The sequence below is a fragment of the Streptomyces sp. NBC_00273 genome (assembly GCF_036178145.1).
In the GTDB taxonomy this organism is placed as follows: Bacteria; Actinomycetota; Actinomycetes; order Streptomycetales; family Streptomycetaceae; genus Streptomyces.
In genome coordinates this window covers 6,489,340-6,513,086 of sequence record NZ_CP108067.1, presented here as the reverse complement: position 1 = coordinate 6,513,086, position 23,747 = coordinate 6,489,340, and the positions used below count along the sequence as shown (strand labels likewise).

Annotated in this window: 24 protein-coding genes; 14 read left to right on the top strand and 10 right to left on the bottom strand. The window is 70.1% G+C overall.

The window, feature by feature from the left end:
* Positions 1–358 precede the first annotated feature (358 nt).
* Positions 359–1,519, bottom strand: a complete 1,161-nt coding sequence (gene dusB / locus OG386_RS28850; RefSeq protein WP_328793392.1) for a tRNA dihydrouridine synthase DusB — start codon at positions 1,517–1,519, stop codon at positions 359–361.
* 33 nt (positions 1,520–1,552) lie between these two features.
* Between dusB and OG386_RS28845 the strand changes: the two genes are divergently transcribed.
* Complete coding sequence (locus tag OG386_RS28845; RefSeq protein WP_328790519.1) at positions 1,553–3,001, top strand: MFS transporter; 1,449 nt, start codon at positions 1,553–1,555, stop codon at positions 2,999–3,001.
* An 18-nt stretch (positions 3,002–3,019) separates the two neighbouring features.
* Here the strand turns inward: OG386_RS28845 and OG386_RS28840 are convergent, their stop codons facing one another.
* Entirely contained in the window at positions 3,020–3,475 is a 456-nt protein-coding gene (locus OG386_RS28840; RefSeq protein WP_328790518.1) for a MarR family winged helix-turn-helix transcriptional regulator, read from the bottom strand.
* A gap of 91 nt (positions 3,476–3,566) precedes the next feature.
* Here OG386_RS28840 and OG386_RS28835 point away from each other — a divergent pair, with 91 nt between their 5' ends.
* From OG386_RS28835 to OG386_RS28820, 4 genes are all read left to right on the top strand, one after another.
* Complete coding sequence (locus tag OG386_RS28835; protein ID WP_328790517.1) at positions 3,567–3,911, top strand: DoxX family protein; 345 nt, start codon at positions 3,567–3,569, stop codon at positions 3,909–3,911.
* Positions 3,912–3,965: 54 nt separating this feature from the next.
* Positions 3,966–5,024 carry an aldo/keto reductase gene (locus tag OG386_RS28830; RefSeq protein WP_328790516.1) on the top strand — a complete coding sequence of 353 codons (1,059 nt, stop codon included), beginning with the start codon at positions 3,966–3,968 and terminating at the stop codon, positions 5,022–5,024.
* A gap of 21 nt (positions 5,025–5,045) precedes the next feature.
* Positions 5,046–5,639, top strand: coding sequence for a TetR family transcriptional regulator (locus OG386_RS28825; RefSeq protein ID WP_328790515.1), 594 nt, complete (start codon positions 5,046–5,048; stop codon positions 5,637–5,639).
* 149 nt (positions 5,640–5,788) lie between these two features.
* A complete protein-coding gene (locus tag OG386_RS28820) occupies positions 5,789–6,508 on the top strand; it encodes a VC0807 family protein (RefSeq protein ID WP_328790514.1) in 720 nt (239 codons plus the stop codon).
* A gap of 79 nt (positions 6,509–6,587) precedes the next feature.
* Here the strand turns inward: OG386_RS28820 and OG386_RS28815 are convergent, their stop codons facing one another.
* Positions 6,588–7,970, bottom strand: a complete 1,383-nt coding sequence (locus OG386_RS28815; protein ID WP_328790513.1) for a glycine--tRNA ligase — start codon at positions 7,968–7,970, stop codon at positions 6,588–6,590.
* A gap of 155 nt (positions 7,971–8,125) precedes the next feature.
* Between OG386_RS28815 and OG386_RS28810 the strand changes: the two genes are divergently transcribed.
* From OG386_RS28810 to OG386_RS28795, 4 genes are read left to right on the top strand one after another with little or no spacing between them, the layout of a single operon-like run.
* Positions 8,126–9,106, top strand: a complete 981-nt coding sequence (locus OG386_RS28810) for a metal ABC transporter substrate-binding protein (RefSeq protein ID WP_328790512.1) — start codon at positions 8,126–8,128, stop codon at positions 9,104–9,106.
* Between the two features lie 27 nt (positions 9,107–9,133).
* Complete coding sequence (locus tag OG386_RS28805; protein WP_328793390.1) at positions 9,134–9,925, top strand: metal ABC transporter ATP-binding protein; 792 nt, start codon at positions 9,134–9,136, stop codon at positions 9,923–9,925.
* Positions 9,925–10,791 (top strand): metal ABC transporter permease, encoded by an 867-nt coding sequence (locus OG386_RS28800; RefSeq protein ID WP_328790511.1) that lies wholly within the window; start codon positions 9,925–9,927, stop codon positions 10,789–10,791. Before OG386_RS28805 ends, OG386_RS28800 begins: the two co-directional genes overlap by 1 nt.
* A gap of 52 nt (positions 10,792–10,843) precedes the next feature.
* Positions 10,844–11,272 carry a Fur family transcriptional regulator gene (locus OG386_RS28795; RefSeq protein ID WP_078626133.1) on the top strand — a complete coding sequence of 143 codons (429 nt, stop codon included), beginning with the start codon at positions 10,844–10,846 and terminating at the stop codon, positions 11,270–11,272.
* 45 nt (positions 11,273–11,317) lie between these two features.
* Here OG386_RS28795 and OG386_RS28790 read toward each other — a convergent pair whose 3' ends face one another.
* The 5 genes from OG386_RS28790 to OG386_RS28770 form a co-directional block, all read right to left on the bottom strand.
* Positions 11,318–11,893 (bottom strand): YcxB family protein, encoded by a 576-nt coding sequence (locus OG386_RS28790; RefSeq protein WP_328790510.1) that lies wholly within the window; start codon positions 11,891–11,893, stop codon positions 11,318–11,320.
* A 29-nt stretch (positions 11,894–11,922) separates the two neighbouring features.
* A complete protein-coding gene (locus tag OG386_RS28785; protein WP_266596626.1) occupies positions 11,923–12,735 on the bottom strand; it encodes an isoprenyl transferase in 813 nt (270 codons plus the stop codon).
* 11 nt (positions 12,736–12,746) lie between these two features.
* Positions 12,747–13,493 carry a DNA repair protein RecO gene (recO, locus tag OG386_RS28780; RefSeq protein WP_030009060.1) on the bottom strand — a complete coding sequence of 249 codons (747 nt, stop codon included), beginning with the start codon at positions 13,491–13,493 and terminating at the stop codon, positions 12,747–12,749.
* Positions 13,494–13,604: 111 nt separating this feature from the next.
* Positions 13,605–15,080 carry a nucleobase:cation symporter-2 family protein gene (locus OG386_RS28775; RefSeq protein WP_328790509.1) on the bottom strand — a complete coding sequence of 492 codons (1,476 nt, stop codon included), beginning with the start codon at positions 15,078–15,080 and terminating at the stop codon, positions 13,605–13,607.
* Positions 15,081–15,693: 613 nt separating this feature from the next.
* Positions 15,694–16,389, bottom strand: coding sequence for a TerB family tellurite resistance protein (locus OG386_RS28770; protein ID WP_328790508.1), 696 nt, complete (start codon positions 16,387–16,389; stop codon positions 15,694–15,696).
* Positions 16,390–16,560: 171 nt separating this feature from the next.
* Between OG386_RS28770 and OG386_RS28765 the strand changes: the two genes are divergently transcribed.
* Positions 16,561–17,319: an SDR family NAD(P)-dependent oxidoreductase gene (locus tag OG386_RS28765; protein WP_328790507.1), complete on the top strand. Its 759-nt coding sequence runs from the start codon at positions 16,561–16,563 to the stop codon at positions 17,317–17,319.
* A gap of 124 nt (positions 17,320–17,443) precedes the next feature.
* Here the strand turns inward: OG386_RS28765 and leuA are convergent, their stop codons facing one another.
* Positions 17,444–19,207, bottom strand: coding sequence for a 2-isopropylmalate synthase (gene leuA, locus OG386_RS28760; protein ID WP_328790506.1), 1,764 nt, complete (start codon positions 19,205–19,207; stop codon positions 17,444–17,446).
* A gap of 366 nt (positions 19,208–19,573) precedes the next feature.
* Between leuA and OG386_RS28755 the strand changes: the two genes are divergently transcribed.
* From OG386_RS28755 to OG386_RS28740, 4 genes are all read left to right on the top strand, one after another.
* A complete protein-coding gene (locus tag OG386_RS28755) occupies positions 19,574–20,650 on the top strand; it encodes a M4 family metallopeptidase (RefSeq protein ID WP_328790505.1) in 1,077 nt (358 codons plus the stop codon).
* Between the two features lie 9 nt (positions 20,651–20,659).
* Positions 20,660–20,929, top strand: coding sequence for a protealysin inhibitor emfourin (locus OG386_RS28750; protein WP_328790504.1), 270 nt, complete (start codon positions 20,660–20,662; stop codon positions 20,927–20,929).
* A 52-nt stretch (positions 20,930–20,981) separates the two neighbouring features.
* Positions 20,982–21,800 (top strand): GNAT family N-acetyltransferase, encoded by an 819-nt coding sequence (locus OG386_RS28745; protein ID WP_327385460.1) that lies wholly within the window; start codon positions 20,982–20,984, stop codon positions 21,798–21,800.
* Positions 21,801–21,946: 146 nt separating this feature from the next.
* The gene (locus OG386_RS28740; RefSeq protein ID WP_328790503.1) at positions 21,947–22,618 is read left to right on the top strand and encodes an SAM-dependent methyltransferase; all 672 of its coding nucleotides are present in this window, start codon (positions 21,947–21,949) and stop codon (positions 22,616–22,618) included.
* A gap of 113 nt (positions 22,619–22,731) precedes the next feature.
* On the opposite strand, the gene era is transcribed toward OG386_RS28740, so the two are convergent.
* Positions 22,732–23,682 (bottom strand): GTPase Era, encoded by a 951-nt coding sequence (gene era, locus OG386_RS28735; protein WP_030384631.1) that lies wholly within the window; start codon positions 23,680–23,682, stop codon positions 22,732–22,734.
* Positions 23,683–23,747: the final 65 nt, after the last annotated feature.

Genomic DNA, 23,747 nt, shown 5'->3' with positions numbered 1-23,747 from the left:
CGACTCCTCGAGGCTCGGTGGCTGCCCTGACGGCCAGGAACATACCCAGATCGAAGGCTTCTGGGTACGTCCACTTGGTCGTCATACGGCTGTAACCACCCGTGCGCCAGCAGATCGAAAGTAACTCATGGGTAATCAGAAAGTACGAAGAGCGTTCACATCCCGAAGGATGAGGGGGATCCTGAGGCCTGATCACGCCCGGATGAGCGATCATCGATACATTTGCCTTCAAGTATTGAACGCACAAAGGGTGGCACCCAGTGCCACCCTTTGAAAGTCTTACCCGTGACTTCTGTGCTCATCTGAGCGAAACCCTTCCCATGCGTGGCGTATATCACGCACCACGGAGGGCGATTTGTCAGCCTCCGGATGTGTCCAGTTCGGCGTCCTCGCTCACACCCGCGCAGTCGTACGGGTCCTTCAGCCAGCCGTCCGGCAGGACAACTCGGTTGTTTCCGGACGTCCGACCGCGAGGCCCGTCCGCACTCTCCGGCCACGCTTGATCCAGATCAAGCTCGCTCAGATGAGCGTCGAGCTCGGCCAGGGAAGAGGTGACCGCGAGCTTCTTGCGCATCTCGGAGCCCACCGAGAAGCCCTTGAGGTACCAGGCCACGTGCTTACGGAAGTCGATCACCCCGCGCGCCTCGTCGCCGATCCACTCCCCCAGCAGTTGCGCGTGGCGGTGCATGGTGATCGCCACCTCGCGCAGGGTGGGCTTGTGGAAGTCCTCGGGGCGCCCCTCGAAGGCCGCCACCAGGTCGTTGAACAGCCACGGCCGCCCCAGGCAGCCGCGTCCCACGACCACGCCGTCGCAGCCGGTCTCGCGGACCATCCGCAGCGCGTCCTCCGCGCACCAGATGTCGCCGTTGCCGAGCACCGGGATCTCCGGCACGTGCTCCTTCAGCCGCGCGATGGCGTCCCAGTCGGCGGTGCCGCCGTAGTGCTGGGCGGTGGTCCGGCCGTGCAGGGCTATGGCGGTGACGCCCTCCTCGACGGCGATCCGGCCCGCGTCGAGGTAGGTGAGGTGCTCGTCGTTGATGCCCTTGCGCATCTTCATGGTGACCGGCAGGTCGCCGGCGCCGGCGACGGCCTCGCGCAGGATCGCGCGCAGCAGGTTGCGCTTGTACGGGAGGGCCGAGCCGCCGCCCTTGCGGGTCACCTTGGGGACCGGGCAGCCGAAGTTGAGGTCGATGTGGTCGGCGCGGTCCTCTTCGACGATCATGCGGACCGCCTTGCCGACCGTGGCCGGGTCCACCCCGTACAGCTGAATCGAGCGGGGCTTCTCGGTCTCGTCGAAGTGGATCAGCTGCATGGTCTTCTCGTTGCGCTCGACCAGGGCGCGCGTCGTGATCATCTCGCTCACGAACAGCCCCTTGCCGCCCGAGAACTCCCGGCAGAGGGTGCGGAAGGGGGCGTTGGTGATGCCGGCCATGGGTGCGAGCACCACCGGGGGCTGCACGGTGTGCGGGCCGATCGCGAGGGGCGGAGGGAGCGTGGTCATCCGCCCATTGTCCCGCATGCCGAGGGGGTGGGGGGGACGTAGCATCGGCGCATGATCGAGCCGAGTCCCCGGCAGCGCACGCTCGTCCTCGCGATCTGCTGCATGAGCCTGCTGATCGTCAGCCTCGACAACACCGTGCTCAACGTCGCCCTGCCCTCGATGCGCCGTGACCTGGACGCCTCGGTCGCGGGGCTGCAGTGGAGCATCGACGCCTACACCCTCGTGCTGGCCTCGCTGCTGATGCTCGCGGGGTCCACGGCCGATCGGATCGGGCGCCGGAAGGTGTTCGTGGCCGGTCTGGTGGCCTTCACCGGCGGCTCCCTGCTCTGCTCGCTCGCCCCCAGCCTCGACTGGCTCATCGTCTTCCGGATGGTGCAGGCGGTGGGCGGCGCGATGCTCAACCCGGTGGCGATGTCGATCATCACCAACACCTTCACCGATCCCGCCGAGCGGGCCCGGGCCATCGGTGTGTGGGGTGCGGTCGGGGGCGTCTCCATGGCTGCGGGGCCCCTGATCGGCGGGGTGCTGGTGGACTCCGTGGGCTGGCGCTCGATCTTCCTGATCAATCTGCCGATCGGGCTGGCGGCGTTCGCGCTGACCCTGCGGCACATCCCCGAGTCCCGGGCGGCCCGGCCGCGGCGCCCGGACCCGCTGGGGCAGGTGCTGGTCATCGCCCTGCTGGGCAGTCTGACGTACGGGATCATCGAAGCGCCGGCCGCCGGCTGGCACTCGCCGCTGATCATGGGGTGTGCGGTGGTGGCCGTGGCCGCGTTCCTGGGGCTGCTGATCCACGAACCCCGCCGCGAGGAGCCGCTGATCGATCTCCGGTTCTTCCGGAGCGCACCCTTCAGCGGGTCGACCGTGATCGCGATCAGCGCCTTCGCCGGGCTGGCCGGTTTCCTCTTCCTGAACACGCTGTACCTGCAGGACGTACGGGGGCTCAGCGCCCTGCACGCGGGGCTGTACATGCTGCCGATGGCCGGCCTGACCGTCCTGTTCGCGCCGCTGGCCGGGCGGCTGGTGGGCAGTCGTGGGCCGCGGCTCTGCCTGCTGATCGCGGGGGTGGCGATGGCGTCGAGCGGGCTGCTGTTCGCCCTGTTCGAGGCGGAGACGTCCAACCCGCTCCTGTTCACCGGGTACATGCTGTTCGGGCTCGGCTTCGGCATGGTGAACGCGCCGATCACCAATACGGCGGTGTCCGGGATGCCGCGCTCCCAGGCCGGGGTCGCGGCCGCCATCGCCTCCACCAGCCGGCAGACCGGCGGCACCCTGGGCGTCGCGGTGATCGGCTCGGTGCTGGCGGCCGGGCTGGCGAACGGCTCGGACTTCTCGGGCGCGGCCCAGCCGGCCTGGTGGATCATCACGATCTGCGGACTGCTCGTCCTGGTCGTGGGCGCTGCGACGAGCGGGGCGTGGGCCCGCGCGACGGCGGAACGGACCGCCCGCACCCTGGAGGAGGCGGTCGGCGCCGCTGCCGTGACGGGTTCCCCGCGGGCCTGAGGGGCCTCCGCCCGGCGGCTACTCGCCGCAGTTGAAGTCCTCGGCCGAGGTGTTGACCCGGTCGAGGAGGCCGCGCAGGAGGTCGCGCTCCGCGGCCGACAGGCCCGCGAAGATGCCGCTCTCGACCTCGTCGAGGGCGGTGTTCGTCTTGTGGAGGGCCGCTCCCCCGGCTTCGGTGATGGCCACGTTGTGACGGCGGCGGTCGGCCGGGTCCCGGCGGCGTTCGGCCAGGCCCTCGCCCTCCAGGTCGTTCAGGATCCCGACGAGCACGCTCGGGTCCACCTCCAGCCGTTCGGCGAGCGCCCGCTGGCTGATGGGGCCGTCCTCCAGGTGCATCAGCGTCATCGCGTGCCGGGGGGTGAGCCCGGCCGCGCCGAGCGCCCGCTTCATCCGCGTCTGGGTGACCGATCCGTGCCAGGCCAGCAGCAGGCCCAGCCGCTGCGGGGGGTGCGGTCCGTCCTGATCTGCCGTCATGGTCCACATCGTAGCAATCGAGGAATGGTTGCGTTCAAGATATCATTGATGTTATTCAATGGTTTTACATCACCGACCGTTGGAGATCTTCATGTTCATCGCCTACGCCGTCGTCGGCGTCCTGCTCGCCCTCGTCCTGACCGCCTCCGCCACCTTCACCCTCCAGCGCAACGACCAGATCGTGGCGAGCATGCAGAAGGTCCAGGTCCCGGACGCGTGGCTGCCGCGCCTCGCCACGCTCAAGGCCGCGGGCGCGATCGGCCTGGTGGCCGGCCTGTGGGTGACTCCGCTCGGCGTGGCCGCGGCGGCCGGCGTGACCCTCTACTTCATCGGCGCGGTCATCAGCCACCTCCGGGTCAAGGACTACGAGCTGGCGCCGGCGGCCGTCTTGACCCTCGTCGCGGCGGCCGCCCTGGCACTGCGGATCCTCGTCTGACACTGACGAGTGACAGATATTGAAATCTGTCACTCGTCATGCCATTCTCGTTCCATGACGACGAACGAGAGCACCCACACGACCGCCGACCGCCGCACTCTTGGCAGCACCGGCCCCACCGTCTTCCCGTTGGGGCTGGGCTGCATGGGCATGTCCGCCCTCTACGGGGAGGCGGACCGCGCCGAGTCCGTCGCGACCATCCACGCCTATTTGGACGCCGCCCCCGACGGCACGCACACGCTGCTGGACACCGGCGACTTCTACGGCATGGGGCACAACGAACTGCTGATCGCCGAGGCCCTGAGCACGGCGCCCGCCGAGGCCCGAGAGCGGGCGCTGACCAGCGTCAAGTTCGGCGCGCTGCGCACGGTCGAGGGCGGCTTCACCGGATACGACGGCCGGCCGGAGGCCGTCAAGAACTTCCTGGCCTACTCGCTCCAGCGGCTCGGCCGGGACCACATCGACATCTACCGGATCGCACGGGTGGACCCGGACGTGCCGATCGAGGAGACCGTCGGGGCCATCGCCGAGGCCGTCGAGGCCGGACACGTGCGCCACATCGGCCTCTCGGAGGTCGGCGCGGACACCCTGCGCCGGGCCGCTGCCGTCGCCCCGATCTCCGACCTCCAGATCGAGTACTCACTGATCTCCCGCGGCATCGAGGCCGAGATCCTGCCGACCGCCCGCGAGCTCGGCATAGGGATCACGGCGTACGGGGTGCTGTCCCGCGGGCTCATCAGCGGCCACTTCACCCTCGACCGCGCGCTGACCCCGGGCGACTTCCGCGGCATGAGCCCCCGCTTCCAGGGCGACAACCTCCACCGCAACCTCGACCTGGTGGAAGCGCTGCGCAAGGTGGCCGAGGGCAAGGGCGTGAGCGTCGCCCAGACCGCGATCGCCTGGGTGCTCGCTCAGGGACCGCGGCACGGGGTCGACATCGTGCCGCTGGTGGGCGCCCGGCGCCGGGACCGGCTCACCGAGGCACTGGGTGCCATGGACGTCTCCCTCGACGCCGCCGACCTGGCCGCCATCGAGGAGGCCGTCCCGGCGGGCGCCGCGGCCGGCGAGAGGTACCCGGCGGCCCAGATGGCCCACCTCGACAGTGAGCACTGAGCTGACGGTACGGTCGTACCCATGCCTCCCGCTGCTGCCGAGCCCCTGACTCCCGAGCGCATCCTCGCGACCACCGAGGAGGTGCTGCGCCGCTTCGGTCCCACCAAGGCGACCGTGGTGGACGTGGCCCGCGCCCTGGGCGTCAGCCACGGCAGCGTGTACCGGCACTTCCCGTCGAAGGCGGCGCTGCGCGAGGCCGTCACGGACCGCTGGCTCGCCAGGAGCGTGGTCATGCTGGAGGAGATCGCCTCGGCTCCCACCGGAAGCGCCCCCTCCAAGCTGGAGGCGTGGCTGGAGGCCCTCTTCGAGGCCAAGCGCCACAAGGCCGGCGACGACCCGGAACTGTTCGCCACCTACACCGTGCTGCTCGCCGAGAACAGCGGTGTGGTGGACGCGCACCTGAACGAGCTGATCGACCAGCTGGGCCGGATCATCTCCGAGGGCGTCGCGGCGGGCTCGATCGCCGCCGACGACGTGCCGGCGGCGGCCCGCGCGGTCTTCGACGCCACCGGCCGCTTCCACGACCCGCAGTACGCGGCCGACTGGCTCTCGCCGACGATCATCACCGAGTTCGAGGCGGTCACCGCCCTCGTGATCCGGGGCCTGCGCGCCTGACGCGGGGCCGCCACCAGCCGGAATCCGTCCGGAATCCGTCAGCCCGGACAACTTGATGATCATCTTTGTCGCGTTTTGGTTGTCCGCGTCCTGTCAATGTCCTTACGGTCCCCCTACCGCACTTCATCAGGCACGTTTCAGGGGGAACCTTGTCCACTCCAGCAATTCACGAAGCACGACCGGCACCTCCGAAGCGCTCGGGCGGCGCCGCCGCCCTCGGCTGGATCCTGACCATCGCGTTCAACGTGGTCGCGCCGATCATCACGTACAACGCACTCACCAAGGATCACGGCTGGAGCGAGTTCTCCGCGCTGCTGCTCAGCAGTGCTTGGCCGGTGCTCGAGAGCGTCATCAGCCTGGCCTGGCGGCGCAAGTTCGACGAGTTCGCCGTCATCACCCTGGTGTTCCTGGTGATCACCGCCGTCGTCTCGCTCGTCGGCGCGCACTCGGCCCGCGCGCTGCTCGTCAAGGACTCGGGGGTCACCGGGCTCTTCGGGCTGCTCTGCCTGGGGACGCTGCTCGCGCCGCGCCCGCTGATGTTCTACTTCGGCCGCAAGTTCGCCACCGACGGCACCCCGGAGAGCACCGCCTGGTGGAACGGCCTGTGGCAGTACGAGGGCTTCCGCACCACCTTGACCCGGATGACCTTGGTGTGGGGCCTCGCGTACATCGCCGAGGCGATCGTCCGCATCGTGCTGGCCTACACGCTCAGCGCCAGCACCATGGTCGTGCTCAGCCCGATCATGATCTACGGGGTGATGGCCGCACTCGGCGTGTGGACCACCCTGTACGGGAAGCGGTCCCAGGCCGAGGGCGAGCGCCGCGCGGCCGAGGCCGCAGCGCAGGCGCAGGCGGCAATGGCCTCCTGATCCGGGCCCGCCCCGCGAAAAGACCGGTGGCCCGGTGCGCTGCGAGCGCACCGGGCCACCGGTCTTCGTGCGGCAGGACCTAGCAGCCGAGCAGGCGGCTGCCGAGGTAGGCCTGGATCTGGTCCAGGGAGACGCGCTCCTGCTTCATGGTGTCGCGCTCGCGCACGGTCACCGCGTTGTCGTCCAGGGTGTCGAAGTCGACGGTGACGCAGAACGGCGTACCGATCTCGTCCTGGCGGCGGTAGCGGCGGCCGATGGCGCCCGCGTCGTCGAACTCGATGTTCCAGTTCTTGCGCAGGTCGGCGGCGAGGCCCTTGGCCTTCGGCGACAGCTGCGCGTTGCGGGACAGCGGCAGGACGGCGACCTTGATCGGGGCCAGGCGCGGGTCGAGGCGCATCACGGTGCGCTTCTCCATGACGCCCTTGGCGTTCGGGGCCTCGTCCTCGTTGTACGCGTCGAGCATGAAGGCGAGCATGGCGCGGTTCACACCGGCGGCCGGCTCGATGACGTACGGGGTGTAGCGCTCACCCGTCTCCTGGTCGTGGTACGTGAGGTTCGCACCCGAGGCGGCGGAGTGGGCCTTGAGGTCGAAGTCGGTGCGGTTGGCGACGCCTTCGAGCTCCGAGAACTCGTTGCCACCGAAGTTGAAGCGGTACTCGATGTCGGCGGTGCGCTTCGAGTAGTGGGACAGCTTCTCCTTCGGGTGGTCGTACCAGCGGATGTTCTCCTCGCGGATGCCGAGGTCGCGGTACCAGTTCCACCGCTCCTGCATCCAGTACTCCTGCCACTGCTCGTCCTCGCCCGGCTTGACGAAGAACTCCATCTCCATCTGCTCGAACTCGCGGGTGCGGAAGATGAAGTTGCCCGGAGTGATCTCGTTCCGGAAGGACTTGCCCATCTGCGCGATGCCGAAGGGCGGCTTCTTGCGCGAAGTGGTCTGCACCACGGAGAAGTTGGTGAAGATGCCCTGGGCGGTCTCGGGGCGCAGGTACGCCTTCGAGCCGGTGTCCTGGGTCGGGCCGAGGTGGGTCTCCAGCATGCCGGAGAACTGCTTGGGCTCGGTGAACTGGCCCTTCACACCACAGTTGGGGCAGTTGATGTCGGCGAGACCATTGGCGGGCATACGGCCGTGCTTGGCCTCGTACGCCTCTTCAAGGTGGTCCGCGCGGTGGCGCTTGTGGCAGGAGGTGCACTCGGTCAGCGGGTCCGAGAAGGTGGCGACGTGGCCGGAGGCCACCCACACCTCGGGGGCCAGGATCACGGAGGAGTCGATACCGACGATGTCCTCACGCCCGGTGACCATCGCCTTCCACCACTGGCGCTTGATGTTCTCCTTGAGCTCGACACCGAGCGGGCCGTAGTCCCAGGCGGCCTTGGAGCCGCCGTAGATCTCACTGCACGGGAAAACGAAGCCACGGCGCTTGCTCAGGCTGACGATGGTTTCGATCTTGTCGGCGGCCACGGTGCTCTCTTCATTACGAGGACGAACGGCGAAGTCTTTAGATTACCGGCGCCCGCACCCCCCCTTTCAAATCGGTTCCCCTTCCACGCCCGCCCACCCAGGCCCCCCACCTGGGTTTTTGACAATCGTTTCCATCTTTGATGAAAATGGATGTCATGAACGTACGACGCCTCATACCCACCGCCGCCCTCGCCGGAGCCGTCGCCCTCGGCGCCACGGCCCTGACCGCCTGCTCCGGAGCCGCCGCCGGCACCGGTGGCAGCAAGGACGGCAAGGTCGGCGTGACGGCGTCGTTCTACCCCATGGCCTTCCTCGCCGAGCAGATCGGCAAGGACCACGTGAAGGTCGACAGCCTGACCAAGCCCGGCGTCGAACCCCACGATCTGGAGATCAGCCCCAAGCAGACCGCGCAGCTCGGTGAGTCCGACGTGGTCCTCTACCTCAAGAGCCTGCAGCCCGCCGTCGACAAGGCCGTCGCCCAGTCCGGCGTGAAGAACGTCGTCGACGCCGCGACCCTCACCGCGTTGGAGGTCCACGGCTCGGCCGGCCACGACCACGGCGCCGAGGAGGCCCACGCCGAGGGCGAGGGCCACGACCACGGCCACGGCGAGGCCGGCAAGGACCCGCACGTCTGGCTCGACCCCGTCAAGTACGCGGAGATCGCCAAGGGAGTCGGCGCGGCCCTGGAGAAGGCCGACCCCGACCACGCCGCGGACTACAAGAAGAACACCGACGAGCTCCTCGGCAAACTGACCGCGCTGGACACGGAGTTCAAGGACGGGCTGCAGAACACCGCCTCCAAGACCTTCATCACCACCCACTCCGCCTTCGGCTACCTCGCCGAGCGCTACGGCCTCGACCAGGAGGCCATCGCCGGCGTCGACCCCGAGTCCGAGCCGAGCCCGGCCCGCATGAAGGAACTCCAGGGCCTCGCGAAGCAGGAGAATGTCTCCACCGTGTTCTTCGAGACGCTGGCCAGCGACAAGACGGCCAGGACCCTCGCGGCGGACACCGGCCTGAAGACCGACGTCCTGGACCCGCTCGAAGGAATCACCGACAAGTCCCAGGGCGCTGACTACTTCGAGGTCATGCGGTCGAACCTGAAGAACCTCCAGAAGGCGCTCGGAGCCAAGTAGATGACAGCAGCAACGGAGGCGCGAGCCATGCAGTCGACGCCGGCACAGTCAGCGGACCAGCCCGTCATATCCCTGCGCGGGGCCACGGCCTCGCTCGGCTCGCGCCCCGTGCTGCGCGGAGTCGACCTCACCGTCCGGCGCGGCGAGGTCGTCGCCCTGCTCGGCGCCAACGGCTCCGGCAAGTCCACGGCCGTGCGCGCCGTGGTCGGCCAGGTCCCGCTGACCGACGGCGAGTTGTCCCTCTTCGGCACCGGCTTCAAGAGCTTCCGCGCGTGGTCGCGCATCGGGTACGTCCCGCAGCGCACCACGGCGGCCAGCGGGGTCCCCGCCACCGTCCGTGAGGTCGTCTCCGCCGGCCGCCTCGCCCGCTCCCGCTTCGGGATCCTGCGCAAGGCCGACAAGGCGGCGGTCGAGCGCGCGCTCACCCTGCTCGGCATGGAGGAGTACGGCTCCTCCTCGGTCAACGCCCTCTCCGGCGGCCAGCACCAGCGGGTGCTCATAGCCCGGGCGCTCGCCATCGAACCCGAGCTGCTGATCATGGACGAGCCGATGGCGGGCGTCGACCTCGCCAACCAGGAGGTCCTGGCGAACGCCCTGCGCGAGCAGAAGGCCCTCGGCACCACCCTGCTCCTGGTCCTGCACGAGCTGGGCCCGCTGGAGCCCCTGATCGACCGGGCCGTCGTGCTGCGCGACGGCTGCGTGGTCCACGACGGGCCGCCTCCGGAGGCCGTGGGCCAGCACGCGCTGCCCGGCCACGACCACGTACACCCCCACGCGGCGCACGACGCCGAGCCCCTGCGGACGGGACTGCTGAGCTGATGGACCTCCTCGAATACGCCTTCATGCAGCGGGCCCTGATCGCGGCCGCCATCGTCGGCCTCACCGCTCCCGCGATCGGCACGTACCTCGTCCAGCGCCGCCAGGCGGTCATGGGCGACGGCATCGGCCACGTGGCCACCACCGGTGTGGGCCTCGGCTTCCTGCTGAACACCAGCCCGGTGTGGATGGCCTCCCTCGTCGCCGTCCTCGGCGCGGTCGGCATGGAGCACATCCGCTCCCGCGGCAAGACCAGCGGCGACATCGCGCTCGCCATGCTCTTCTACGGCGGCCTGGCCGGCGGCGTCATGATCATCAACGTGGCCGGGGGCTCCACCGCCACCCTGAGCAGCTACCTCTTCGGCGGCATCACCACGGTCGCACCGGAGGACGTCTGGGCCGCGGTGGTCCTCGCCGTCTTCGTGCTCGGCGTCACCGTCGGGCTGCGCCGCCAGCTGTTCGCCATCAGCCAGGACGAGGAGTTCGCCCGGGTCACCGGCCTGCCGGTGCGCGCGCTGAACCTCCTGATGGCCGTCACGGCCGCCCTCACCGTCACGGTGGCGATGCGGATCGTGGGCCTGCTGCTGGTCAGCGCCATGATGGTGATCCCGGTCGCGGCCGCCCAGCGGGTCACCCGCGGCTTCGCCGCGACGCTGTCGCTCGCCATGCTGATCGGCGTGCTGGTCTCCCTCAGCGGCGTGACCGCCACGTACTACCTCGACGCACCTTCCGGCGCGGCGATCGTGCTGCTCGCCATCGCCGTCTTCGTCGTGATGGCCGCCGTGTCGGCGCCCCTGGCCGGGCGCCGGGCGAAGACGGCCCGCGCCGCCGCCGAAGAGGTCTGCACGAGGGACGATGTGAAGGTCTAGAAAGGTCGGCCGCCTGGCACAATGGGCCGAGGCCGATACGAGGAGGAACCCGGTGGCGACTGCGCCTGGCGAGATGAATACCGCGCCAGTACGAGGACGATCCACCCGGCAGCGGGCCGCGGTCGCGGCGGCGCTGGACGAGGTGGACGAGTTCCGCAGCGCCCAGGAGCTCCACGACATGCTCAAGCACCGTGGCGACTCCGTGGGCCTGACCACCGTCTACCGCACCCTCCAGTCCCTCGCGGACGCCGGCGAGGTCGACGTCCTGCGCACCAGCGACGGCGAGTCCGTCTACCGCCGGTGCTCCACCGGCGACCACCACCACCACCTGGTCTGCCGCAAGTGCGGCAAGGCCGTCGAGGTGGAGGGGCCGGCCGTGGAGAAGTGGGCGGAGTCCATCGCGGCCGAGCACGGCTACGTGAACGTCGCCCACACGGTGGAGATCTTCGGCACCTGCGCCGACTGCGCCGCCGCGGGCTGAGCCGCCCCTTCCGGATCTCGCCGGCCCGCAAGCGGCTGAGACGGCCTAGACCTGCTTCAGGTTCCGGGCCAGGAGCGCGCGCATGCGGTCGATGTCGTCGGGGTGCTGGGCGCCCCGCTTCGGCAGCGTCGCCACGGCAGCCGCACGCGCGCCCCCGAACAGTACGAACAGCTCCGGCGTCTCCGTGTACTGCGCGAAGAGCGTCCAGTCCATCGTGTACGACATGGTCTCGCCCGTGGTCGCGGCGCCCCGCTCGTCGGCCACCGTGCGGCACTCCCCGTACGGCTCCGTCACGGAGAACACCCGACGGGCCATGGTGCGCCGGATCCAGAAGACACCGACGGTCGCGGCGGACAGGGCCGCGACCGACGAGGCCACGATCACGGGAGGCCGGGAGCCGTCGAGCAGGCCCAGCCCCACGACGGCGACGGTCGTCAGCAGCGGCAGGAGCAGCGTCTCCGCCCGGCCCGCCGGCGTCCGGCGGGCCCTGGCCCGAACTGCTCCCTTGATGTCGGCGAGCGTCAGCCGGTACGTGAAGACGACCTGCTCCTGCTCCCCCGTCGCCCCGGCCCGGCCGGCCTGCTCCGCCACCGACTGACTGTGATCCCCACCCATGTTCATGCGGCGAGGATAACGGCAGCTCAGTCCGCTTAACCCGCCGGCTGGTTCGGAACGGCGCCGCCGAAGCGGCGGTCGCGCTGGGCGTACTCCAGGCAGGCCGCCCAGAGGTTGCGGCGGTCGAAGTCCGGCCACAGCACGTCCTGGAAGACCATCTCCGCGTACGCGCTCTGCCAGAGCAGGTAGTTGGAGGTCCGCTGCTCGCCGCTGGGGCGCAGGAAGAGGTCCACGTCCGGCATGTCGGGGTAGTACATGTACTTCGCGAAGGTCTTCTCGTTCACCTTCGACGGATCCAGCCGGCCGGCCGCCACGTCGCGGGCGATCGCCTGCGCCGCGTCCGCGATCTCCGCGCGGCCGCCGTAGTTGACGCAGAAGTACAGGGTCATGGCGTCGTTGTCGACGGTCTGCTCCTGCGCGACCTGGAGCTCCTGGACGACGGACTTCCACATCTTCGGCATGCGGCCGACCCAGCGGATGCGGATGCCCAGCTCGTTCATCTCGTCGCGGCGGCGGCGGATGACGTCGCGGTTGAAGTTCATCAGGAAGCGGACCTCGTCGGGCGAGCGCTTCCAGTTCTCCGTCGAGAAGGCGTACAGGGAGAGGTTCTTGACGCCCATCTCCAGGCAGCCCTTGAGCACGTCGAGCACGACGCCCTCGCCGACCTTGTGCCCCTCGGTGCGCGGCAGACCGCGCTCCTTCGCCCAGCGGCCGTTGCCGTCCATGACGACGGCGACGTGGTTGGGGACCAGCTCACCGGGGATCTTCGGCGGGACCGCACCGGACGGGTGCGGCTCGGGAACCTTGTACTCCCGGCGAGAGCGTCCCAGAATCCCGCGTCGTGCCATGTGCCCAGCTCCTATTTCTCGACGTATCGCAGGGAGCGTAGCCCGCGCTCCAGATGCCAGTGCAAATAGGCGGAGACCAGCCCGCTGCCCTCCCGCACGTGACGCGCCTCACACGCGTCGGCATGCCCCCAGTCGCCCGTCAGCAGGGCGCTGAGCAGGGCGATGGCCTCTGATGAGGGTACGACGCTGCCGGGCACCCGGCAGTCCCCGCATATGACCCCGCCCGCGGCGACGGAGAAGTGCCGGTTGGGTCCGTGGATGCCGCACTTCGCGCAGTCCTCGAAGCTGGGCGCGTAGCCGTTGACGGCGAGGGAGCGCAGCAGGAAGGCATCGAGGATGAGGTGGGGTTCGTGTTCGCCGCGCGAGAGGGTACGCAGGGCTCCGACGAGCAGCAGGTACTGCTGCACGGCGGGCTCGCCCTCGTTCTCGGTGAACCGCTCGGCGGTCTCCAGCATGGCGGTGCCGGCGGTGTAGCGGGCGTAGTCGGTGACGATGCCGTTGCCGTACGGGGCGATGATCTCGGTCTGGGTGCAGAGCGGCAGGCTGCGGCCGATCAGTTCGCTGCCCCGGGCGAAGAACTGCACGTCGGCGTGGGAGAAAGGTTCCAGCCCGGCGCCGAATTTGGACTTCGTGCGCCGGACCCCGCGGGCGACTGCCCGCACCCGGCCGTGGCCGCGGGTCAACAGCGTGATGATGCGGTCCGCCTCACCCAGCTTCTGGGTGCGCAGCACGATGCCGTCGTCGCGGAACAGGCTCATGCGCCCATTGTCCCGTACGGCGACGGAACCACGGGCAGCGTGTCCCCGCCTCGCACGACAGCGACCCCGGGCCGGGCGCGGGGCCCGGGCCGGGGTCACCCCGCGGGAGGGTCAGGAGGCCGGCGTCCGGGCTTCTTCGCCCTCGCCCGACGGGGCCGGTACGGCTGCCGAGGACTCCTCGCCCGCCGTCGGCTGGGCGGGCAGTTCGACCTTGGGGGCGTCGTGGGCGCCGTCCTTGCCCAGGCCGTTGAAGACCAGGTTGAGGACGATGGCGGCCGTGGCGCCGAGCGTCACACCGCTGTTGAGGAGCGAGGCCAGGTCCGGGTCCATGTGCTTGGTGAAGAGGACCGGGACGGTCGCGGGGAGCAGGGCGAAGGCGAGGGAGACACCGACGATGAGCGCGTTCTTCTCCTCCTTCAGGTCCACCTTGGCCAGGGTCTGGATACCGGCCAGGGCGACCATGGCGAACATGACGGTCGCGGCGCCGCCGAGGACTCCGTGCGGGACGGCGGCGACGATCGCGGCGGCCTTGGGCAGCAGACCCAGGACGATCATGAACACACCTGCGGCGACCACCACGAACCGGCTCTTCACCTTCGTCATCCGCACCAGGCCGACGTTCTCGGCGAAGGCCACGTACGGGAAGGAGTTGAGGACACCACCGAGCGCGGTCGCGGCGCCGTCGGCGCGCAGGGCGCGGGCGACGGTCTCGCTGTCGACCTCCTTGCCGACGATGTCACCGACGGCGTAGGTGTCACCGGTCGTCTCGACCATGGTGATCAGCATGACGATGAGCATCAGGACGATCGGGAACCACTCGAACTTCGGAGCACCGAAGTGGAAGGGGGTGGTGACGCCGATCCACTCGGACTTGCTCACGTCGCCGAACTTCGCGTCGCCGAGCAGGAAGGCGACGGTGGTGCCGACGACCAGGCCGAGGAGGATCGAGATGCTGGAGAGGAACGGCTTGCCGATCTTCATCAGGATGAGGATGAAGAGCATCGTGCCGCCGGCGTAGGCGAAGTTCTTCGGGTCTCCGAAGTCGGGGCTGCCGAGGCCGCCGGCGGCGTCGTTGAGACCGACCGGGATCAGGACGATGCCCAGCACGGTGATCACCGTGCCGGTGACGACCGGCGGGAACAGCCGCATCACCGTCCGGAACGCCTTGGCCGGGAGCCAGGCGAAGGCGAAGGTGGCGATACCGGCGGTGATCACGGCGCCGTAGATGACCAGCAGGGCGGCGGTGCCGCCGCCGGCGCCGAGACCGATGGCGATCATCGGGGAGACGGCGGTGAAGGTCACGCCCTGGATCAGCGGCAGGCGCGCACCGATCCGACCGATGCCCCAGGCCTGGATGATCGAGGCGATACCGCAGGTGAAGAGGTCCGCGTTGATCAGGTAGACCAGCTGTTCAGGGCTCAGCTTCAGCGCGTTGCCGACGATGATCGGAACGATCACCGCGCCGGCGTAGAAGGCGAGTACGTGCTGGAAGCCGTACAGCGCGAGCTTGGGGAGGGGGAGCACCTCGTCGACCGGGTGCGTGCTCTGCTCTCCGTCGGTGGAAAGCCGGGCGGCGACACGTGCCATCTCAGCCTTGCCCTTCAAGGTAGGTAAGTGAGAGGAGATCTGGTTATCCCTGGGGCGTAGTGGGTCGCTAACCCGTTGGTACGCCAGGGTTGTCAGTGCATTCACGGTGGAGCGAATCGAAGCCGCGCTGTGTTAACGGCGCCGTCTTGTCGTGTGACCGGAATTGAACGCCTGTGGGTGGCCTCACACATATCGTCGACTTCGACAAACTGTTGACGTTCAGGCCTGCTCGATCTGTAGGTTTCTCCAGTGGTGCGGAGTCCGCGACAGGCGTATGCGCACAGCGGTGCGGAGCCCACCCTTCCCGCCGCGCACCCGTGAAGCACCTGCCCCATGACGTGCGGATACGAGGTTTGCAGCCCTTCGGAAGGGCAAACTCGAACGCACTGTTCCGCCCGTCCGACTGGTGGACACATCGGGCACGGAGCCCGCGCCCGCACCCTTCACACGCCGTTCACGCGTCCCGAAACAGGCCCTGCGAGGCCGGATCGTTACGTCACGGAAGGCCGTTCTGGACGGAACGGGCCCGTCCGGAGTCCACGGGTCGGACACCAGCGGCCCTGCGCGATGGATTCGCACAGGGCCGCTGGTGTGAGATCCGTTGGAACGCCCCTCAGGGAGCGCGTACCGCCGACAGCAGTCGGGTCACCTCGTCCGTGTCGATCCGCAGCGCCGAGCCGACCGTCGCGAGCACCTCGCGCTCGGCCGGGGTGTACGGGCCGTCCGCGAGTGCGATGCGGGCCCCCTGGAGCAGGATCGATTCGCGGCCCGGGCCGGCCAGGTGCGGGGCCAACGGTTCCAGGGCCTCGTGGAGCTCTATCGACAGCGCGGCCCCGCAACACTCCGGGACGTCGTACAGCCCGAGCCGTCCCTCGTCCGTGGACAGCGCCTCCACGAGGGACTCCAGCTGCTCCTCGGTGCAGTCCTGGAAGCCCGCGGCCCGTACGGCGCCCACCGCGGCCTCCAGCGCGCCGCGCGAGGCCGTTCCGCCCGCGGTGAGCACGGCCAGCGCCACGGTGTGCACGGCGTCGCGCAGGAGGGCCGTGAAGCGGGTCGTGGTGAGGTGGTCCAGGACGTCGGTGGCGAAGCGCGCACGGCAGCCCTGGCACTCGATGACGGGCCCGGCCTGCCCTCGGGGCAGCAGCGGCACCCCGAGGACGGTGAACCGGCGCCGTCCGATCCGCCTGCGGTAATTGCGGTCGCCACCGCAGGCGGGGCAGAAGAACTCCCCGTCCCCCACGGTGCTCCAGGTGGTACGGGTGCCCCAGACCGTCAGCTTCCGGCCGTCCCCACCCCGAACTGGCAGCACGTCGCACCTCCGTCACCTTCCGGCAACATCGCCGGGTGGGCGTGATGTTAGCCACATCGATGAGGATGCGTCAGTCGTGTGACAAGACAACATGTCCCGCGTCCCGGACTTGGCCGGTCTGCGTCCCCGACGTCCCCCCGCCCCCGCCCCGCCCCCTCTAGGGTTCGCCGCATGAACGAGAAGTCCTGTCTGGTCACCGGCGCCGCGAGCGGGATCGGCCGGGCCACCGCCCGGCTGTTGGCCCGCTCCGGGGCCCGGGTGACCGCGGCCGACATCAATGGCCCCGGGGTCGAGGCCCTGCGTACGGAACTGGCCGACGAGGGGTACGCGATCACCGCCGTCGCCGGTGACGTCTCCGATCCGGAGGCCAACCGCGCGATGGTCGCGGCCGCCGTCGGGGCGTACGGGCGCCTGGACGTGGCCGTGGCCAACGCCGGGGTCCTCCCCCTCTCCGACGTACGCGAGACCAGTCCCGAGGACTGGGACCACGTCATGGCGGTCGACGGCCGCGGCATGTTCTTGACCTGCAAGTACGCCATCGAGGCGATGATCGCGCAGCCGCGCCCCGGCGGGGCCCTGGTCTGCGTGTCCTCGATCTCGGGCGTGGCCGGGCAAGCCCGCCAGGCCGCGTACGGACCCGCGAAGTTCGTGGCGTCGGGGCTGACGAAGCACCTCGCGGTGGAGTGGGCCGCACGCGGGATCCGGGTCAACGCGGTGGCACCGGGAACCATCCGTACGGAGCGGGTGATCGCGCTGGAGGACGAGCCGGGCGGGCCGGAGTACCTGTCGGAGATCGAGGGGGCGCACCCGATGGGCCGGCTCGGGGAGCCCGAGGAGGTGGCCCGCGTCATCGCCTTCCTGGCCTCGGACGCGGCCTCGTTCGTGACGGGCGCGATCCTGCCGGTGGACGGCGGTTATCTGGCCCGCTGAGCCCGCACGCCCCGCCGCCTCGCCGCCCCGCGCACCGCCGCCCCGCGCACCGCCCGGCCGGGCGCGGGAACGACGGAACCCCGCCCCCTTCCGGAAGGGAGGGAGCGGGGTCCGCGTACGAGGGTCAGCGGCCCGCGCGGTTGACGGCGGAGATGACCGCCTTCAGGGAGGCGCGGGTGGTGTTGGCGTCGATGCCGATGCCCCACAGGACACGGCCGTCGATCGCGCACTCGATGTACGAGGCGGCCACGGCGGAGGCGCCCTCGCTCATGGTGTGCTCGGTGTAGTCCAGCAGTCGGGCGTCGACGCCGATGCCGGCCAGCGCGTCGAAGAAGGCCGAGATCGGACCGTTGCCGGTGCCGTCCAGGACCGTCTCCACGCCGTCCACGACCGCCTCGACGGTCAGCGTGTCCGTGCCGTCCTTGTCGGTGGCCGTCGAACCGGAGCGCAGCTGGATGCGGCCCCACGGGTTCTCGGGGTTGGGCAGGTACTCGTCGGAGAAGACGTCCCAGATCGCCTTCGGCGTGACCTCGCCGCCCTCGGCGTCGGTCTTGGCCTGGATGATCCGGGAGAACTCGATCTGCATGCGGCGCGGCAGGTCCAGCTTGTGGTCGTTCTTCAGGACGTACGCGATGCCGCCCTTGCCGGACTGCGAGTTGACCCGGATGACCGCCTCGTAGGAGCGGCCGACGTCCTTCGGGTCGATCGGCAGGTACGGAACGGCCCACTCGATGTCGTCGACCGTCTTGCCCTGGGCGGCCGCGTCGGTCTCCATCGCGTCGAAGCCCTTCTTGATGGCGTCCTGGTGGGAGCCGGAGAAGGCGGTGTAGACGAGGTCGCCCGCGTAGGGGTGGCGCGGGTGGACCTCCATCTGGTTGCAGTACTCGCTGGTGCGACGGATCTCGTCGATCTGCGAGAAGTCGATCTGCGGGTCGATGCCCTGGGAGAACAGGTTCATGCCCAGGGTGATCAGGTCGACGTTGCCGGTGCGCTCGCCCTGCCCGAACAGGCAGCCCTCGATGCGGTCGGCGCCGGCCATCAGGGCCAGCTCGGCGGCGGCGACGGCGGTGCCGCGGTCGTTGTGCGGGTGCACGGAGATGCAGACGTGCTCGCGGCGGGTCAGGTTGCGGGCCATCCACTCGAAGCGGTCCGCGTGCGTGGACGGCGTCGAGCGCTCCACGGTGGCGGGCAGGTTCAGGATGATCTCGCGGCCCTCGGCCGGCTGCCAGACGTCGCAGACGGCCTCGCAGACCTCCAGGGCGAAGTCCAGCTCGGTGTCGGTGAAGATCTCCGGGCTGTACTGGTAGCCGAAGGTGGTCTCGGGACCCAGCAGCTTCTCCGCGTACTCCATGACCAGGCGGGTGCCGTCGACGGCGATCTGCTTGATCTGCTCCTTGGAGCCGCGGAAGACGACCCGGCGGAAGGTCGGGGCGGTCGCGTTGTACAGGTGGACGGTGGCGCGCTTGGCGCCGACCAGGGACTCCACGGTCCGCTCGATCAGGTCCTCGCGGGCCTGGGTCAGTACGGAGATGGTGACGTCGTCCGGGATCGCGCCCTCTTCGATGATGGAGCGCACGAAGGCGAAGTCGGTCTCGCCGGAGGAGGGGAAGCCGACCTCGATCTCCTTGTAGCCCATGCGCACCAGCAGGTCGAACATCTCGCGCTTGCGGGCGGGGGTCATCGGGTCGATCAGCGACTGGTTGCCGTCGCGCAGGTCGGTGGAGAGCCAGCGGGGAGCCTTGGTGACGCGGGCGTCCGGCCAGGTGCGGTCGGGGATGTCCACCTGCTGGTACGAGCCGTACTTGTGGATCGGCATCCCGGAGGACTTCTGGGTGTGGGTCGCGTTGGTGATGGGCGTGGGGCGACCGACAAAAGGCTGCTGGCTCATGGCGTTGGGCTCCTCGCGTGTCCGCGTGTAGTTCGCTGGGACGGCCGACGGCGGTAGTGAAAACCGCAACACCAAACTCCGCGGGGAGGGGGTCGGCCTACGACTACAGACCCTCGCCGCGGCAGCTAAGGAGAAGCAGCCCGAAACGCATGATGGGCCGAGCCTAGCCGAGCCGCGCCGTGACGCGAGGACCTGTTTCAGTATGCAAGACCGGAGCGTCCGATTTGCACCAAATGTGAGCCAAGCCTCTTTCGCTCCGCCCGGGTCGGGTCGTTCCGTCAACCTGGCGTCACCGCTTTCAGACAAGTGAATGAATCATGGTCGCAGGTAGTGACACCGCCATGACCCACTGCCACATTGCCGGGCATGGATGCCTCCCACACCCACCGCCATCACCCCGTCTTCTGCACGGTCGTACCGCCGCACCTCCTCGACAAGGCCGCCCTGTCCGAGGACTCCCGCCGCGCCGACCTCGCCCAGCGCACCCTGGAGCGCGACTCCCTGCTGCGCACCCGGCGCCGGGTCACCGCCGTCCGCGGGATCGTCCCCGCACTCGCCGCGCCGACCTCCGACGATCCGGACCGGACCGTCTACGACGCCCAGCACCGCACCCGGCTGCCCGGGGCGAAGGTCCGCGGGGAGGGCGACCCGCTCAGCAAGGACGCCACCGTCAACCGCGCCTACGCGGGGCTCGGGGCGACGTACGAACTGTTCCTGAAGGGCTTCGGCCGGCGCTCGATCGACGACTCCGGGCTCCCCCTGGACGCCACCGTCCACTACGGCGAGGAGTACAACAACGCCTTCTGGGACGGCCAGCAGATGGTCTTCGGCGACGGGGACGGGGACCTCTTCCTCGACTTCACCGTGTCGGTGGACGTCATCGGCCACGAGCTGACCCACGGGGTCACCCAGTACACGGCGAACCTGACCTACCGCGGCCAGTCGGGCGCCCTGAACGAGTCGATGTCGGACGTCTTCGGCTCGCTGATCAAGCAGTACTCGCTGGAGCAGACGGCCGAGGAGGCCGACTGGCTGATCGGGGCCGGGCTGCTCGGCCCCAACGTCACCGGGGTCGCGCTGCGCTCGATGAAGGCCCCGGGCACCGCGTACGACGACGACGAGCTCGGCAAGGACCCGCAGCCCGCCACGATGGACGACTACGTGAACACCCACAGCGACAACGGCGGCGTCCACATCAACTCCGGCATCCCCAACCACGCCTTCTACATCGTGGCGACCGAGCTGGGCGGCAAGGCCTGGGAGCGGGCCGGACGGATCTGGTACGACACCCTGACCGGCGGCGACCTCACCTCCCGGGCGAACTTCGCGGACTTCGCCCGGCTCTCGACCGCGGCGGCCGTGACCCGGTACGGGGCCGGCGGCGCCGAGCACCAGGCGCTCCAGAAGGCGTGGTCCGCGGTGGGTGTCCCGCTCGCGGGGTAGAGGGCACCCATGCGCATTCAGGTGGTACGGACGGGCGGCTTCGCGGGCATCGAGCGCCGGGCCGAGGTGGACACCTCGGCCCGGCCGGACGAGGACGAGTGGAAGGCCCTGGCCCAGCTCGCGCTGCGGCCCGGGCCGCCGGGCGACCCGGCGGACCGGGTGCGGGACGGCTTCTCCTACCGGATCACCGTGGACGGGCGGACGGTGGCCTGCGCGGAGCCGAACCTGTCGGACGCCCAGCGGGCGCTGATCTCGCGCGTGCTGAAGGAGGGTGCCTGAGCGGGTCCGGAAAGCAGGTGCCCGCGCGGCGCCGCTTTGTTTGGATGGCCGGATGACCGACCACATGATCGATTCAACGCTGTCCGAGCTGGAGCGGTACTACGACACGGTGCCGCGGGTGGGCGGGGCCCGCGCCGAGGACTTCGGCCCGCTGACCCTGTTCGTCCAGGAGGGCGCGGGCTGGCCGTACTACGCGCGGCCCGCGCTCGGCGGCCCCGCGGCGACCCGGGCCGACGTGGAGCGGGTCTGGGAGCGCCAGCGGGAGCTGAAGGTTCCCGAGGCCTTCGAGTGGGTGGCCGAAACCAGCCCCTCGCTACGGGCCGCGGTGGAGGCGGCGGGGCTCCACGTCCACGCCCACCCGCTGATGGTCCTGGACCCCTCGGCCGAGGCCCTTCCCCCGCACCCGGAAGTCCGCCTCCTCGGCGCCGACGACCCGCTGCTCACCGCCGCCGTGACGGTCCCGGCCCTGGCCTTCGCGGCCCCGGGAACGGCGGTCGGCGAGGCGGGCCCCGCGGAACTGGCGGCGGCGCTGACGGACCCGGCGGCCGAGGCGGGCCGGGCCCGGGTGGCCGGGAAGCTGGCGGCGGGCAGCACGGTCCTGGCCGCTGCCGTACGGGACGGCGTGGTGCTCTGCGCGGGCCAGTACAACCCGGTCGGGGACGTCGTCGAGGTGGTGGGCGTCGGCACCCTCCCGTCGGCCCGCCGCCAGGGCCTGGCCCTCGGGGTCACGGCCGCCCTGGTCGCACGGGCCCGGGAGCGCGGGGCCCGTACGGTCTTCCTCTCGGCGGGCGACGAGGACGTGGCCCGCGTCTACGCCCGCATCGGCTTCCGCCGGGTGGCCACGGCCCTGATCGCCGAGCCCGAGGTGTGATGCGCCCCCGCCGGCCGCGGCCGGCGGGGCGGGGCGGGGCGGACGAGTTCGGATCCCTCTTTGCCAGGTCGGCAACAAAGTTTGCCGCACCTCGTCGGGCGGGCGGAGCATCGGCCGTACCGGCACCCGTACTGGAAGAGGAAGCCATGACCGAGCACGCGCACACCCACACGCACACCCATCACCACCCCGAGCCCGGGGCGCTGGCGGGCGAGGAGTTCTGGGACGGCCGGTACGGGGAGAGCCACCGCATCTGGAGCGGCGAGGCCAACGCCATGCTGGTGCACGAGGTGTCCGCCCTCGCCCCGGGCCGGGCCCTGGACCTGGGGTGCGGAGAGGGCGCCGACGCCGTGTGGCTGGCCCGCCGCGGATGGACGGTCACCGGGACCGACATCTCCTCGGTCGCCCTCGGCCGGGCGACCGAGCACGCGGCGGAGGCCGGGGTCGCCGACCGCGTCTCCTTCGCGCGGCACGATCTGACGGAGTCCTTCCCGCAGGGGGAGTTCGACCTCGTCTCCGCGTGCTTCCTGCACAACTACGGGGACTTCCCCCGTGACGCGGTCCTGCGCACGGCCGCCGCGGCCGTGGCCCCCGGCGGCACGCTGCTGGTGGTCGGCCACGCGGGCTGGGCGCCGTGGCAGGAGGAGCGGGAAGAGGCGCACTTCCCCACCCCCGAAGAGGTCCTCGCGCAACTGGAGCCGGTCACGGCGGGCTGGGAGGTGCTGCGGGCCGAGGAGACCGAGCGGATCCAGAACCAGCCCGACGGAACGCCCGGGACCCGTACGGACAACGTGGTCCGGGTGCGCCGGCCCGCGTAGCCCGGCCCGCGTAGCCCCGACGCACGGACGGAATGACGAACGGACGCGGCCCCGAGGGGGCGGCGTCCGTTCGTCGTCATGCCGTCATGTCGTCGCGGCGGGCGGTTCGCGGCTCAGAAACCGAGCTTCCGCAGCTGCTTGGGGTCCCGCTGCCAGTCCTTGGCGACCTTCACGTGCAGGTCGAGGAAGACCGGGGTGCCGAGCAGCGCCTCGATGTGCTTGCGCGACTTCATCCCGACCTCCTTCAGCCGGGAGCCCTTCGGGCCGATGATGATGCCCTTCTGGCTCGGCCGCTCGATGTAGACGTTGGCGTGGATGTCGAGCAGCGGGCGGTCCGCCGGACGGTTCTCGCGCGGGATCATCTCCTCGACGACCACGGCGATGGAGTGCGGGAGCTCGTCCCGTACGCCCTCCAGCGCGGCCTCGCGGATCAGCTCCGCGACCATGACCATCTCGGGCTCGTCGGTGAGGTCGCCCTCCGGGTACAGCGGCGGGCTCTCCGGCAGCAGCGGCGCGATCAGATCGGCCAGCAGCTGGACCTGGGTGTCCCCGACGGCCGAGACGGGAACGATCTCGGCCCACTCGAAGCCGAGCTCGGCACCGAGCTGGTGCACGGCGAGGAGCTGCTCGGCCAGCTGCTTGGACTCGACCAGGTCGGTCTTGGTGATGATGGCGATCTTGGGGGTCTTCTTGATCCCCGCCAGCTCCTTGGCGATGAACTTGTCGCCGGGGCCGAGCTTCTGGTCGGCCGGCAGGCAGAAGCCGATGACGTCGACCTCGGCCCAGGTGGTCCGTACGACGTCGTTGAGGCGCTCGCCGAGCAGGGTGCGCGGCTTGTGCAGGCCGGGCGTGTCCACGAGGACGAGCTGGGCGTCGGGGCGGTGCACGATGCCGCGAACGGTGTGGCGGGTGGTCTGCGGCCGGTTGGAGGTGATCGCGACCTTGGTGCCCACGAGTGCGTTGGTGAGGGTCGACTTCCCCGCGTTGGGGCGGCCGACGAAGCAGGCGAACCCCGCACGGTGCGGGGCGGTGGACTCGGGGGAACGATCGCTCATACGGGCCATTCTCCCCGATGCGGCTCCCAGCGCCGACCAGATCACGGCGACAAGGGCCGGCACGACCATCGGCG

Bases quoted from the DNA above. Each gene is read 5' to 3' on its own strand.
- OG386_RS28740 (WP_328790503.1), top strand. From the start codon at position 21,947: ATGACCGAGCACGCGCACACCCACACGCACACCCATCACCACCCCGAG.
- OG386_RS28750 (WP_328790504.1), top strand. From the start codon at position 20,660: ATGCGCATTCAGGTGGTACGGACGGGCGGCTTCGCGGGCATCGAGCGC.
- OG386_RS28830 (WP_328790516.1), top strand. From the start codon at position 3,966: ATGACGACGAACGAGAGCACCCACACGACCGCCGACCGCCGCACTCTT.
- OG386_RS28845 (WP_328790519.1), top strand. From the start codon at position 1,553: ATGATCGAGCCGAGTCCCCGGCAGCGCACGCTCGTCCTCGCGATCTGC.
- OG386_RS28765 (WP_328790507.1), top strand. From the start codon at position 16,561: ATGAACGAGAAGTCCTGTCTGGTCACCGGCGCCGCGAGCGGGATCGGC.
- OG386_RS28745 (WP_327385460.1), top strand. From the start codon at position 20,982: ATGACCGACCACATGATCGATTCAACGCTGTCCGAGCTGGAGCGGTAC.
- leuA (WP_328790506.1), bottom strand. From the start codon at position 19,207: ATGAGCCAGCAGCCTTTTGTCGGTCGCCCCACGCCCATCACCAACGCG.
- OG386_RS28800 (WP_328790511.1), top strand. From the start codon at position 9,925: ATGGACCTCCTCGAATACGCCTTCATGCAGCGGGCCCTGATCGCGGCC.
- dusB (WP_328793392.1), bottom strand. From the start codon at position 1,519: ATGCGGGACAATGGGCGGATGACCACGCTCCCTCCGCCCCTCGCGATC.
- OG386_RS28790 (WP_328790510.1), bottom strand. From the start codon at position 11,893: ATGAACATGGGTGGGGATCACAGTCAGTCGGTGGCGGAGCAGGCCGGC.
- recO (WP_030009060.1), bottom strand. From the start codon at position 13,493: ATGAGCCTGTTCCGCGACGACGGCATCGTGCTGCGCACCCAGAAGCTG.
- OG386_RS28810 (WP_328790512.1), top strand. From the start codon at position 8,126: ATGAACGTACGACGCCTCATACCCACCGCCGCCCTCGCCGGAGCCGTC.
- OG386_RS28755 (WP_328790505.1), top strand. From the start codon at position 19,574: ATGGATGCCTCCCACACCCACCGCCATCACCCCGTCTTCTGCACGGTC.
- OG386_RS28840 (WP_328790518.1), bottom strand. From the start codon at position 3,475: ATGACGGCAGATCAGGACGGACCGCACCCCCCGCAGCGGCTGGGCCTG.
- OG386_RS28785 (WP_266596626.1), bottom strand. From the start codon at position 12,735: ATGGCACGACGCGGGATTCTGGGACGCTCTCGCCGGGAGTACAAGGTT.
- OG386_RS28805 (WP_328793390.1), top strand. From the start codon at position 9,134: ATGCAGTCGACGCCGGCACAGTCAGCGGACCAGCCCGTCATATCCCTG.
- OG386_RS28775 (WP_328790509.1), bottom strand. From the start codon at position 15,080: ATGGCACGTGTCGCCGCCCGGCTTTCCACCGACGGAGAGCAGAGCACG.
- era (WP_030384631.1), bottom strand. From the start codon at position 23,682: ATGGCCCGTATGAGCGATCGTTCCCCCGAGTCCACCGCCCCGCACCGT.
- OG386_RS28835 (WP_328790517.1), top strand. From the start codon at position 3,567: ATGTTCATCGCCTACGCCGTCGTCGGCGTCCTGCTCGCCCTCGTCCTG.
- OG386_RS28825 (WP_328790515.1), top strand. From the start codon at position 5,046: ATGCCTCCCGCTGCTGCCGAGCCCCTGACTCCCGAGCGCATCCTCGCG.